The following is a 12,676-nucleotide window of genomic DNA, read 5'->3' as shown; positions in this document are numbered from 1 at the left end:
GTACACGAGGCACCAGCCGGGTTCTCCACTCAAACAGGTCAGCACACAGCCGGAAAAGCTACAGCAACGGAAGGCTACTTCTTCTTTTCCTTCTCCTCGCCCGAAGACAGTGCCGCAATGAAGGCTTCCTGAGGAACCTCCACACGACCGACCATCTTCATGCGCTTCTTGCCTTCCTTCTGCTTTTCCAGCAGCTTACGCTTACGCGAAATATCGCCACCGTAACACTTAGAAAGAACGTCCTTACGCATCGCGCGGATATTCTCGCGGGCAATAATACGCGAACCGATAGCCGCCTGAATCGGTACCTCAAACTGCTGGCGAGGAATCAGCTCACGCAGCTTAGAAGTCATCATCAGGCCGTACGAGTAGGCCTTATCGCGGTGAGTAATGGCGCTGAACGCATCCACCTTCTCACCCTGCAGCAGGATGTCGACCTTCACCAGGTCGGCCTCTTCCTCACCGTCGAACTTCCAGTCCAGCGACGCGTAGCCGCGGGTACGAGACTTCAACTGATCGAAGAAGTCGAACACAATCTCTGCCAGGGGCAGGCGGTAACGCATCTCCACACGATCCTCGGAGAGGTAATCCATGCCGCCGATCTGGCCGCGGCGAGCCTGGCACAGCTCCATAATCGCGCCAATGTACTCGCTCGGGGCAATAATCGTACACGCCACCATGGGCTCTCGGATGGTGGCGACCTTACCCTCAGGGAATTCGCTCGGGTTGGTCACTCGCTTAGCGTTGCCAGCCTCGTCCACCACGTCGTAAATAACGTTCGGTGCGGTCGAAATCAGGTCCAGGTTGAACTCGCGTTCCAGGCGCTCACGCACAATCTCCAGGTGCAGCAGACCCAGGAAGCCACAGCGGAAACCGAAGCCCAGAGCAGCAGAAGTTTCCGGCTCGTAAATCAACGCGGCGTCGTTGAGCTTCAGCTTATCCAGCGCATCACGCAGCGCCGGGTAATCCGAACCATCAATCGGGAACAGGCCCGAGAACACCATCGGCTTGGGGTCCTCGTAGCCCCCCAGGGACTCCTGCGCAGGCTTCGCGGCGGAGGTGACAGTATCACCCACACGGGACTGACGGACGTCCTTCACACCGGTAATAAGGTAACCCACCTCGCCCACGCCCAGGCCCTTCGACGGGACAGGCTCAGGGGAAATCACGCCGATTTCAAGCAGGTCATGCTCAGCGCCGGTGGACATCATCTTAATCTTCTGACGCGGCTGCAGGCTACCGTCCACAACACGCACATAGGTGACCACACCGCGGTACGAATCGTACACCGAGTCAAAAATCATGGCGCGAGCCGGGGCGGATGCGTCACCCTGCGGGGCGGGAATCGCCTCCACAATACGGTCCAGCAGAGCCTCAACACCCTCACCGGTCTTACCCGATACGCGCAGAACCTCATCCGGCTCGCAACCAATCAGGTTCGCCAGCTCCTCAGCGTACTTATCGGGCTGAGCTGCGGGAAGGTCAATCTTGTTCAGCACCGGGATGATGGTCAGGTCGTTCTCCATCGCCAGGTACAGGTTTGCCAGGGTCTGAGCCTCAATACCCTGGGCGGCGTCCACGAGCAGAAGCGCACCCTCACACGCGGCCAGGGAGCGGGACACCTCATAGGTGAAGTCCACGTGGCCGGGGGTGTCAATCATGTTCAGCGCGTAGGAGGTGCCGTCAACATCCCAGGGCATGCGCACAGCCTGAGACTTAATGGTGATACCGCGTTCACGTTCAATGTCCATGCGGTCCAGGTACTGCGCCTTCATATCGCGCGGGGCAACCACGCCGGTGGCCTGCAGCATACGGTCTGCGAGGGTGGACTTACCGTGGTCAATGTGGGCGATAATGCAGAAGTTGCGAATAATCGCGGGGTCGGTCGCCGCCGGAACGGGCGGGTTCTTCGACATGGGTGCCAATCACATCATCCTTTCGAGATGCTGGCTGCGGGTATGGGCATAGTTACCTATCATTTTCCCATACCCGCGCCATATGTGCGAACGGACCTAGCGTTCCGAAGAGTCCTCCGCGGATTCCGCACCACCATCGGCAGGATTTACGCTCTCGGAGGCGCCGCTGAGGGAATCCAGGTAGCCCTCAATATCCTCGGCAATCACCTCACCGGAGACAGTGCGCAGAGTCGAATCCATCTTCTGCTCAATCTCACGCACCAGCTCAACCTTCTCGTAGTCCTTCGACATTTCTTCAGCGAGCTCAGCCTCCCACTCATCAGCGTGGGCGCGCAGGCGGTCGTACTCCTCCGACTCAACCTTAATGCCGAGGATAACCTCCAGCGCCTCAATCAGACTCACCACCGCACGCGGGTTCTGCTGGTCAAAGCTCAGGTACCCCGGGATGCTCATATGCAGCATGACTGAGGATGACAGACCGTGCTCGGCGGCGAGTGCAGACATCGCCATCGTCGCCGAAGTGGGGCCGGTGTAGTCCTCGTGCAGAATACCCGGGATTGCCGCCAGCTTCTCGTCGTGAGTTGTCAGCGTGTACGGGTACGGGCGGGTGTGCGCCACCTGATCTTCAAAGGTTTCAACGAAGATCGCGTGGTCCACGTGGAGTTTCTTCACGTACTTGAAGAAGCGGGTCATGAACCGCTGCAGGCACAGGCTCGGGGCGGGGCCTGTCACTACGAGCAGGCGCAGGCGACGCTCCGGGATGGTGACCATGTTGTAGAAAACCTTGGGCCACACCAGAACCGTGGATTCGGAGTCGTCATTGTTCAGCAGCTGCGGGGCGACGGAACCGTAGTCGTAGAAGTCGTCCATGTCGAAGCCGGGGCTCTCATCGCACGGGTCGAACGCGCGGTGAATAATGTCGAGGGCATCCTCACTATTGCCCGGGGGTTCCTTCGCGGAGTTGAAGCCGACCAGCATGACGGTCGTGTAGTTGTCCTCTTCGGAGGATTCGCCCAGGCCTAGCTTGCCGAGCAGTCCCTTCTTTGCGGGCTGTTCTGTGGAGGCGGGCTTGGCGAAAGCATCAAAGAGTCGGGCGGGAGGGAAGTTCGGCTGGCTCATCGTTGTCCTTAGCTCGTGGTCGGTGGTTGTGTGGTGTGTATCGGCGGTGCTCACTCCCCCAGTACCGTCTATACGGCACTATTGCTAGGGCGCGGGCGGTGCTTCTCGGGTAGTCTCGGGGTGCTGGAGACAGAATAAACCCCCGATGCGCAACCACTGCGCACCGGGGGTTTACGAACTTCACCGATTTGTTCAACATTCAGAGAGGTAATACCGAGTGCCCCGTGTCGTTCCGACGGGAGATGCCCATATCGCACCACGGTTTCAGGTTACAACCTCACGATTTACCGAGACGGCCACTCGAACCAGGGGTTCTCCCCAGGTATACGGATATGTGGCACCACTCCGGATGGGTCGATGTGGAGCACTCTAAACAGGAGGTAGAAAACTACACAGACAATGATCCCTTTTACCATCATATCGAGCACGAAGCATAGACCCAATGCTATTCGCCTGCAAGTATTTAAATCCCAACTCATATACATCTTGCCGGTTCGTTCATGGTACCGGCGGTATACGTCCAAAAACGGGGCGATTTTCGACCCTTTTCTGAGCCACCCGATAGCGGCATCCACACCAGTAGATGCATCGGAAACCTTTACCGTTACATTGCTGGGGGAAGATACAGCGCTACCTCGATTATCTTCCTCTTCTGCCGTGTGCTCATCAGCGGGCTTTACTTCTTTAGCCACGAGTTAGCTCCAAAGCCTTTTGGTACGTCTTATCATCTTTTACCGCTGCGGGGTCAATCACAGGGCTGTCATTCATCCATGCTTTGTACCAGGGGCCATCCTCTGCATGGCTAATATTGACCAGATCAGCAGCAGTGCGGTGTCGGGTCGCTTCCCATACTCGTGCGAGCGCACCTGCAAAGAATGGCTCCCGAGATTCATCTACAATTTCAGACCCAGTGAGCGGATCTACAGCGTACTGAGTAATCGGGTTCCCTCTGTATGCTTTGAACTCATCGTATACAGAGATGAGTACCGGTCCGTAAGTCCAGGCTTGAAACGGTTCATAAAGCAGAGGACGACCCGTGTCTTTCTCATATTCGCTTGCGAGGAAGTAGAGGCTTTTCTGCAACTTGAGGTTTGTAATGGGTTCGCCTGCTTCAAAGTACTTTTTGAGCAGACTATTTGCCACAGTTTTTGCAGGGTACGACAAAGCTACCTCCTTATGCTCATGTGCTTCTTTAGGGTTACCTAACGCGTTGATGGTTTGCCTATATTTTACCTTGATTTATCTCCACTCCATAGCCCGACACGGCACGGGTGGGCAAATACACAACCACTTTCTGAGAGAGGACATTATCATGCCACGCGAGCGCCTACCCTTTGGCACCCATGGTTCTATTACCTTGCATAAGACGCGGGCGGTGTGCGATACCGCCGACAGTTCCCACTATACGGGCTCCCGCGCGACCCGCAAGCGGTTTCGTCACCGGGCGGGCGCCTCCCCGAAATCTGTGCCATAAAACCACAGCGTGCAGGTATAGCAAAAGGCACCCCGCCACTTAGCAGGATGCCTTTCACACAAGTTATGAGGAGTTAACCGGTAGTGCCCCCGATGTCTTCTAGACCGAAGCACAAAGCCGCGGCCGCCCAAGCATTATTGCCACACCAATAAGTGAGGCTCAGGGTTTCAGAGGGGTCGTTTAACTCCTTGAGCCCAAGTATACACGAAAAATCTATCTTCCTATCTCGTCATTTGTCTTTGTATTACTGGCTTGCTACTACTTCAATGGGTCGTAGAAGGCCAAGGATAAGGCCGAAGCTATGCATCAGACGGCTACAAGTCTAGAGGTCCGAATTAGTGGGTGGGATGATGTCCTTTCTGCCCCGATTCCTCGATAGTTTAATTTTTGCGATTTGAAAGATGTGCATACATTCTGCGAGGGTAACAATGCTGCTGAGGCAATTAGCTTCTGAACTGATTACGCGGGGACCTAACGTAGCCTGCAAAGAGGTTTGCCCCAAGTAATTTCACATCTTCCAGATACGGACGCATGATGCTGGCAGTTTCATAAGACATCAGAATATGTGGTTATCCTGATCAAGCTCCGTTTATTGGGGGAAACGGTGGAATTCTCTCTGGGATAAGAACCTCACCAGCTGCGGTACGCTCATCATACTCGCGTGCGATAGTGCGCATTTGGACATGCGACCCCCGCTTAAAGCGCTCCTCAAGAACCCATTGGCGTTTCATGGCTTCAGCCTTATTAGCTGGTGCCGGCGGCGTAATCTTAGTTACGCAGAAGGTGATAGGGTCGCTCAGCGTCGGAGGAATTTTTTCAGGTTCCATGTGAGTATTCTAGTCTAGCTTCTTACTGAGTTCTGTTGGCATGGTACACATGCACCGCATCTTTAGGATTCCTTCTGGGTATAGCAAAAGGCACCCCGCCACTTAGCAGGATGCCTTTCACAAAAAGTTATAGGGAGTTAGCCGGTGACGCCCCCGACGGTCTTCTAGACCGAAGCATAAAGCCGCGGCCGCCCAAGCATTATTGCCGCACCAGCAGGTGAGGCTCAGGGTTGCAGGGGAATCGTCTAACTCCTTGAGCCCAAGTATACACGAAAAAGAGACCCTCTGCATTCCCCTTAGAGGAGGGGGAACACAGGGGGTCTCAGCCCTAAACCAGAGAGGTACTTAGGTACCCCGCAAGTTTTAGAAAGCCTTGTTTACGAAAAAGCTGGGATTCCTTGATATTTCAAGGCAGAGAGCGGGTGCATCTGGGATTAGTCCCCATTTACTCCCCACTTTGACTTTATGAGCCCTCCGCTGTCTATGTACCTATTTATCGCCGCATCGCTCCTGGGTGCAGCAAGTGCATTATTCAGTTGGATTAGCACCCGACCCACAGAATAAAAAATAATGCCCCGGTTATGTCTTGCGGGACATAGCCGGGGGCATTACCCTACCTGCGCCTACTCAGACGGCAAATCCGTCCGCTCAGAGGTGCTAGAAGGCTCCTCAGAAGCCTCAGACGGCGACTGCGGCACATGAGCCGTAGCGACCACCAGGGAGCCCACAGCCACCAGAAGACCCGTAACCTGCGCAGCCACAGACTCCGTCACAATACCCGCAGTCGTGCACGCAGTCAGCACAGCCATAGCCACCGCATACCACGCACGACGCTCTGCAGGAGTATCCGTCACCTCACGCACCCACGCTAGGACGCCACGCATTAGGCGGTCCCCTCACGCAGCGCGTCCTTCACCGCGCGCTTGAGCTCATCATAAGTCATCGCGTTGACAGGGCGAGACTCCACCTGATGAACCTCCTCACGCATCGGGGCGGGCGGCGCATAAAAAGCGTACTCGGGGCAACCAGCAAGCATCCAGAAATCATCGTGGTCATTGCGACTAATACCGTCATTTGCATAATTGCAATGAAGGATAGTATCGGCACTGTCCTCGAACACACCAGTGTGGCCAAACGAGCCACCCGACGCGCCACGCTTACCCCAGATGAAGATACTACCCGCCGGCACGCTAGCGCTGCCAGACGCATCCAAGGGGATACGCTGCCAGCCCTCCGCCTCCAAATCACCAAAGAGAGTGTCCGTATTACCAATACGGTGCCCCTGAGGCAAGAAGCCCGCCTCAATCAGGGCAAAATACACGCTCGAAGAGCAATCGTAGTACACAGGCCCATTGCGCTGCTCCATCGAATAACCCACCTCATGGCCGCCGCCATTGATGCGATACCGGAACCAATCAATCAACTTATTGATATCACCCATGTGACACCATTCCTTTCCTATAGATAAACCCCCGCACTCAGACAAGTACGGGGGTATGAACATCTTTTTGAGTGTTTATTTAAGGAGAGGCAGATACCCCGCGATTGGGGTGTCTGCCTCTCCATCAAATATATGCCGTCTAGCGCGGCAATTTTGAACCCTGCTCGGGCAGTTTAGAGGTCCACAGCTCCCTGCTGACCCATTCCTCCACCTCAGTCGGCATTGGAGGCGGAGGAGGCGGGGACCCTGACGTGATGTGTGCGTCCAGGCGGTTAATGTGAGCTATGGCGATGCTCATAACCCAGCGCGCCTTATCGGCGGTCGCGTGTGCTTCATTCTCACGGGTACGCACCTCCTCCTCCAATGAGCGGCGGGCCGCGGTTTCCTCGCGCAGGTGTTGCTCTAGGTCACCTATTCGGCGCTCTAGAGCCTCAATCAAGGTTTTATTGGACTCGTGCTTAGCCTGCATCCGCCCATTCAGGAATCCAAAGGCAGCCGGAATAAGCGTGCCTAGAACGACTCCGGCGAGCGCCCATAGCTCCGGCGGGAACGTCCCAAAGCCCATCTACACCTCCCCTCCGTTCCGCCTCTGCTGCAGGATGCGGGGAATCTCAGGGAACATACTCGCGCCTACACTCCCACGGTAGTGTGTTCTTCGGCGCTGGGCGCCTTGAAGAGAACCCCAATGGCGTACATGATGTACTCATCCGTCACGCGGGCCGGGTCCGCACCAGGGGAAGCGAGCGCAGCACGCTTGGCGTTAAGCTCGGCCTGCGCCTCATCCAGTGCAGCCACAGCCTTGGCATGCTCAGCTACGGCGTAGGCGTGTTCGTCTGCGATGGTCTGGGTGGAGCCTGCCCCTGCGGGCAGGGAGACGAGTAGCCCAATGTTTGCTTCCACGGAGTGCTGCGCGTTGGGGATGCGCTGGCGCTGGGCGGCCTGGGTGGCGCGCTTGAGCAGGTCGGCGTCCTGGGAGGCAGCGAGTTCTTGTGCGATGGTAGCCATCTGGTTACCTTCCTTTCTTCGAAGTGAATATTTTTTGGCGTTCAGACGCTCCGTGTTTAGGCTGGGGTGCCTGGTAGCACGGTCGGGAACGGATCGGAGGCTGGGTAGATGAGCAGCCCGCACCGCAGGTTGGTGCGGTTTACGGGGGAAAGGTCGAGGTTTCCGCGGCGCCAGGTAATCCGATTCCCGTCACTCTTCGAGTGGAGGATGAGGACGCCTCGGAATTCTCCGTTGTCTGCGACCACGGGGGCTAGTACCGGTTGGTTGGTTTGCCACCCGGGCGGTGTGACAATGGCGAGACGAATTTTTCCCTCCGTGTCCCTATAGCTTTCATTTGTGATGTCGGGGAGGTCGTGGACAGTGATGGTATCCCAATTGCCGCCGCGTGCGGCGACGATGCACCAGTCTCCGATGCGACGGAAGAAGAGAGCTCCGGCGGCGAGGGCGGGGGATGCTACGCGCCGCCACCCGGTATCGCGCGGGGCTGCCCCTGATGCGAGGCGTTGCACAAGTGCGGTTGCTTCCGCGTCTAGTCCGCCACGCTCCCCCTTGGGACCAGGCTCACCACGCTCACCACGTGGGCCGGTGGCGCCATCCCGTCCGTCACGGCCAGGGGCGCCATCTGTACCGTCCCTGCCAGGTTCTCCCTTATCGCCCTTCGGCCCCTGCTCCCCTTGAGGGCCCGGGTCTCCACGTTCACCCTGCGGACCAGCAGGACCCTGCGGACCAGCAGGACCCTGCGGACCAACAGGACCCTGCGGACCGGGGGCGCCGTTCTCTCCACGGATGCCTGTCCAATGTGCTTCACCAGTCGGGGCGTGAGTCAGCCCGCGGGCTGCCAAATCCACGGTCTCCCCCGCCGATATCTCAAGGTATCCGGGCGGAAATGCCACCGGGTTGCGGCGTTCATCACGCAGAGAGGCGGTCACCTTATACGCCCAGGTCGACGGCTCCATGCCTTCACCGGGAGCAAGCAGCAGAATGCCCTCCGCGCCACCATGCGGTTCCTCACGCATCACGCCGTCAATCAGATACGCGGTGCGGCCACCGGGCACATACACGGTGTCCTTGTCGGTGGCGTAGCTCGTGGGGGTAAAGGTCACGGTGCCGGTGGCGGGCACTTGGGTGCCGTACTTCTGCTGGTGGGTTTTGAATCGCCCGATAATGTGGGCGTACTCTGCCATGTCTCCTCCTTAGGGGGTTTTCTTGTGCTGGGGGTAGAAGGCGTTTTGTAGTGCCCAGAGCCAGGGTGTGGTCATACCGGGTGGATGTGACCGTGTAGGTTCCGGAGCTGTAACTCTGGGGGACAAATCGCCGAAGAGGATTGCGTCTGCCATTCACTCACCCTCTCCGTTAGAGAAGTGCTCTGCGGCTTCGTTAACGCTCATCACGCGTGCGGTCGGCTGCGGGGCGGACGGGTCGATAGGCTCTGTATCGATACTCATCGGTTCCTCGGTGGGTGCGAGCGCAATCAGCCCGAGGCGGACCTGTGCGTCCAGGAGCTCTTCGCGGAGACGGTTATTTTCCTGCTGGAGGTAGATAGTCTTTGCGAGGAGCTGATCTTGGGTCAAAGTGCTCATTGGTTTGTGATCCTTTCGCTTTATGGTGAGCTTGCTCGGTTGAACGGCAGGAGGATTACGTCTGCCCAGACCACATCGGCGGTGCCGCGGCCGATATTGTAGATTCGGAGAATTCCACCCGACCGGTTCACTCCTGTCATTGTGGTGGTGAGTGGCTGATCTCCGAAGGCCTGGCTGATGAGATATGGCTGCTGGCCGATAGGTGCCCAGCTGATTTTTACCTCGACCGATTTGCCTGACTCGATTCGGTACGGTCCGACTGAGCGGACCCACATGTTCTTGCTCATCGACCAGAGCCCATCTAGGCGCATGTTTTGGCGTACGCGCAATGACTCTTCGACATTCAGGCCGCCGTTGGAGTCGATGGTAACGCCGTGTGCCTCCCCGAGTTTCTGCCCGGGGCGGAGTAGAACTAGGCGGATTGCCCCCTGGGTGCTGGTATACATGACGCCATAGTGCGCGCCAACGCTATCGTCCATGGGGCGCATCTCCACGAATGATTCCCGGTGCCCGGTGATGGGTTGCGGGTCGGTGGTATAAATCTGCACGCCTGCTTTGGTGGGTTCGTCGGTACCGAACCGGCCGCGGATATAGTGGTCGGACCCGGTGGCTTTAATGTGGGCGGTGACCTGCCCGGTGGCGTTGTAGGCGATAATGCCGTCATTGGTAAGTTTGATACCCCGGTTTGCCTCGGTGGATGTTTGTATAAGGCCACCGGCCACCATTTCGGCTGCAAGGTCTTTGGTCTTGACCTTCTTAGTAACAAGCTCCGGGGTGACTATGTTCTCGATGACGGTCAGATTGTTGAGGATTGCTTCCTCAGTGACTACAAGCTTTTTTGTTTCGGCGGACATGGAGCGCACGATGTTTGCTGCCAATTCGCCGGTGACGTTGAGCTGTCGGGTGTCGATGGTACCGGGGACGATGAGGTTCCTGCCGTCAATCCATGGGGTTTTCGACTGCACCAGGCGCTTCTGTACGTTGGTGGCGATAGCTTCTGTATCTACGTTGGCGCCTGCTGCCTCTGCTTCCTGGATGCGTCGTTCGGCTTCTTCCAGGCGGGTTTCGGTGGCTTCCAGGTTAGCGCGGGAGGCTTGCACGACCTTCACCGCGTTCTCCATGCGAGTGTCGAACGCTGCGAGGGTGTCCCCGTCCCAGCGTAGGGAGTCGCCCGCACTGGTTACGAAGGTGACGCCCTCCCCAGCCGATGCCACCTTATTGCCGAAAGGAACAGAGGAGGGCGTGCGCAGCTTGGTTACCAGCTGTCGGAGGGTGTCTTTGCCGTCTGGTCGCTGGTCAATGAATCCGACCATGCGGGTCTCCTTTCTACCATTGGGCTTCCTGAAAATCGATGGTGACCGTAGCGTCCAGGTTGCCGGAGAGCTTGATAATGCGCATGTCCTTAGTGCCGTCCGGGATAGAGAGCCAGTTCCGCAGCGTAACAGTGGCAATGTCCCCCACGAAGAAAGAACCAAGCGGGGTCTTCTGCGAGTTCGCAGGGAAATCAAGGGTGACCTGGTCGACCATTGCAGAGCGGGACGCGAGCGCGCCTTGGGCCTTGATGCGCAGGATTGTTTCATCTGTTTGGTCGCGGTCGTTTATGACTCCTTCGATGTATGGGAGCCCGTCGCGAATTGCGTTGGGGTTTTCGGCGTAGGCGAATGCGATTCCTTCGCCTTCCCCTGCCCCGGTGCACCAGACACGATGGAGGATATCTTTTGCGCTTGAGGTGACTTTTACGCTGATAATCTCGCCGCCGGTAGCTGTGGTATCGAAGTCAGGTGTCCAGGCTTGGGCGATGTATGGGTAGTCTTCGGTGCCGTGGACAAATTCCCACCGAATATATGTGTGGGTGTCGTCTGTCCATTTGGGACGCAGCATGATGTCTGGGCCGTTGATGACTTCGGAGAGTTCTTTCCAGCGTTTGCCGATGAAGTTGTTAGAGAGGTTCCATGCCTCGTAGGTGCGTTGGCGCTGTCCGGTGACGGTGCTTCGGGTGCCGTGGGTGATGGGTAAGCGGCCAGCGGGGCGGTCCATTCCGTGTTCGCAGAGTGCCCAGGCGATGTCACCGAGGGTGGAGCCAGTGTATTCGAGGGTTGCCCAGATGGTGCGGCGTTCGAAGATTTCTCGGATGCCGGAGAATTTCAGTTCGAGGGTGTGTTGTTCTTCGGCACCCCAGTCAGTGAGGACACCGGCGAAGATGGGGTATTCAATGCCGTCGGGCGCAGTGTGGGTTAGCAGGGCGCCGCCGGATAGGGGCGTGTAGAAGCGTGGCTGTACGGTCGCCAGGTCGCTCTTGCGTACGGTGAAGCTGAAATCTTCGGTGTCGTTGAGCGTGATAGACCAGGAGCCGCCGCCTGCTACCTCTACGGGTGAGCCGACGGCACCGGATACCGGGTCTAGCCAGTAGATGTGGTATCCGGTGCGGGGCGTCTTGCTCATTGGTTTACTCCTTTGCTACGCCCATATCGACCACTGCGAGCTGGTCGCCTGCTGCGTTGTCGCGTACCATCCACCAGGGGTATCCCCATTGGTGGCGGACCTTGTAGTAGATGCGGTGCACTCCAGCTTTGACGGTCCAGATACGGGCGAAATCCTCGGTGTCAAAGACATTGTTGTATGCGCGCTCTCGGGAGAGGATTTTCTTATCGTCCAGCCAGATTTCATAGGTGACCGAGCCGGTGTCGCTGATGCGCGCCGAGGCGTTATTCCCGCCGCCTACAGCGTTGGATACGGAAGAGGAGAGGCGGATATCGATGTTCCTATCGGTTGGCACGTAGAAGGTGCCCTCCCCGCGCCTGTATTCACCCCTGTTTACAGCGGACCGGTCCATATACCAGGAATGGTGCAGCAGACCCAGCAAACCACCCACGGGGCGGGAATAGACGATATTGCCTGCCTCGGGTGCTGCGCTGGTGGAGGTCATGCCCGCGCGAATCTCACGCTTGGAGAGCATGACCGCGTTCGAGGGCACCGAGGAGCCGATGCCCACGGTCGCGTGGATATTACCGCCATCCTGCAAAGTGTTCTGCTTGACATACACATACTCGGTGCGGGTACCGGTCGCCGGTGCCGGCTGGGTAGTCAGATCCTGAGCCAGCACAGGGACACGCACTGCGCGCCCCGGAGAAAGATGGATGACCACAGCCCCACCGGCGACCTTGTACTTCATGGTGGATGTACCGGTCACCTCACAGCCGGAGATAACACCAGCCTCCGGGTACTCTGCAGCGGTGATGGTCTGAATGTCCTCGGGGGTGGTGCCATTACCCACCATGTCGTTAGGGATACCGAAACCAGTAGCCATATATTTG

At 57.6% G+C, this 12,676-nt stretch carries 11 protein-coding genes; all 11 read right to left on the bottom strand.

Translation table 11 applies throughout. The annotated features are described in order from the left end of the window. Window positions 1-74 precede the first annotated feature (74 nt). The 11 genes from lepA to QFX07_RS04480 all read right to left on the bottom strand — a co-directional run bounded on the left by lepA (window position 75) and on the right by QFX07_RS04480 (window position 12,669). On the bottom strand, window positions 75-1,916 hold the full coding sequence (lepA, locus tag QFX07_RS04530) for a translation elongation factor 4 (RefSeq protein WP_371260509.1): 1,842 nt from the start codon (window positions 1,914-1,916) through the stop codon (window positions 75-77). Window positions 1,917-2,012: 96 nt separating this feature from the next. Beyond that, a complete protein-coding gene (locus tag QFX07_RS04525) occupies window positions 2,013-3,035 on the bottom strand; it encodes a PAC2 family protein (protein ID WP_279754941.1) in 1,023 nt (340 codons plus the stop codon). Window positions 3,036-3,719: 684 nt separating this feature from the next. After that, entirely contained in the window at window positions 3,720-4,199 is a 480-nt protein-coding gene (locus tag QFX07_RS04520; RefSeq protein WP_279754942.1) for a Panacea domain-containing protein, read from the bottom strand. 1,760 nt (window positions 4,200-5,959) lie between these two features. Continuing rightward, the gene (locus tag QFX07_RS04515) at window positions 5,960-6,220 is read right to left on the bottom strand and encodes a phage holin (protein WP_279754943.1); all 261 of its coding nucleotides are present in this window, start codon (window positions 6,218-6,220) and stop codon (window positions 5,960-5,962) included. After that, on the bottom strand, window positions 6,220-6,777 hold the full coding sequence (locus tag QFX07_RS04510) for a peptidoglycan amidohydrolase family protein (protein WP_279754944.1): 558 nt from the start codon (window positions 6,775-6,777) through the stop codon (window positions 6,220-6,222). Before QFX07_RS04510 ends, QFX07_RS04515 begins: the two co-directional genes overlap by 1 nt. A gap of 630 nt (window positions 6,778-7,407) precedes the next feature. Then, window positions 7,408-7,782, bottom strand: a complete 375-nt coding sequence (locus QFX07_RS04505; RefSeq protein ID WP_279754945.1) for a hypothetical protein — start codon at window positions 7,780-7,782, stop codon at window positions 7,408-7,410. A 56-nt stretch (window positions 7,783-7,838) separates the two neighbouring features. Further along, window positions 7,839-8,966, bottom strand: coding sequence for a collagen-like domain-containing protein (locus QFX07_RS04500; RefSeq protein ID WP_279754946.1), 1,128 nt, complete (start codon window positions 8,964-8,966; stop codon window positions 7,839-7,841). A 153-nt stretch (window positions 8,967-9,119) separates the two neighbouring features. Beyond that, window positions 9,120-9,362, bottom strand: coding sequence for a hypothetical protein (locus QFX07_RS04495; RefSeq protein WP_279754947.1), 243 nt, complete (start codon window positions 9,360-9,362; stop codon window positions 9,120-9,122). 20 nt (window positions 9,363-9,382) lie between these two features. Beyond that, window positions 9,383-10,675: a hypothetical protein gene (locus tag QFX07_RS04490; RefSeq protein WP_279754948.1), complete on the bottom strand. Its 1,293-nt coding sequence runs from the start codon at window positions 10,673-10,675 to the stop codon at window positions 9,383-9,385. A 13-nt stretch (window positions 10,676-10,688) separates the two neighbouring features. Further along, complete coding sequence (locus QFX07_RS04485; protein WP_279754949.1) at window positions 10,689-11,804, bottom strand: hypothetical protein; 1,116 nt, start codon at window positions 11,802-11,804, stop codon at window positions 10,689-10,691. 4 nt (window positions 11,805-11,808) lie between these two features. Further along, window positions 11,809-12,669, bottom strand: a complete 861-nt coding sequence (locus QFX07_RS04480) for a hypothetical protein (protein WP_279754950.1) — start codon at window positions 12,667-12,669, stop codon at window positions 11,809-11,811. Window positions 12,670-12,676 lie beyond the last annotated feature (7 nt).

This window comes from Rothia similimucilaginosa (assembly GCF_029850985.2).
Lineage (GTDB): Bacteria > Actinomycetota > Actinomycetes > Actinomycetales > Micrococcaceae > Rothia.
This window is presented reverse-complemented; position numbering and strand designations above follow the sequence as displayed.